Raw genomic sequence first — 428 nt, 5'->3', positions numbered from 1 at the left:
GGCAGTGTATTGTCTGCAAGCGTCCAGGTGCCGTCACCATTGTTGGTCGCTGGGTAGTTCACACCATCCACAGTCACTACAACAGTCGCAGTCGGATCGTTCACTGTACCCGTCAACGCTGGTGTGCTGTCATTGGTCAACACATCATCAAGCGCAACCACAGGTGCAGTAATGTCCGCAGACACCACGCCTGAACCTGGCAATGAAGTATTGCCTGCAGGGTCTGTTGCTGTTGCTGTCACCGTTTGACCGTCAGTCAAGTCACCTGGGTTTGGTACTGACCATGTGCCGTCTGTACCTGCAACCACAGTTGCTGTTGTACCGTCAGGGAAGCTTACAGTCACGGTTGATCCCGCTTCTGCTGTACCTGTCACTGGATCGGTGGCATTGATTGGATCAAGGACCGGTGCATTTGGTGCAGTGGTATC

1 protein-coding gene is annotated in these 428 nt (G+C 53.7%); it reads right to left on the bottom strand.

What is annotated here, in order from left to right; genetic code table 11:
• A partial coding sequence (locus ACS604_RS18970) for an Ig-like domain-containing protein (protein WP_474772662.1) occupies positions 1-428 on the bottom strand: 428 nt, incomplete at both ends.

The organism is Acinetobacter sp. Li1LvA2 (assembly GCF_056156705.1).
This window is presented reverse-complemented; position numbering and strand designations above follow the sequence as displayed.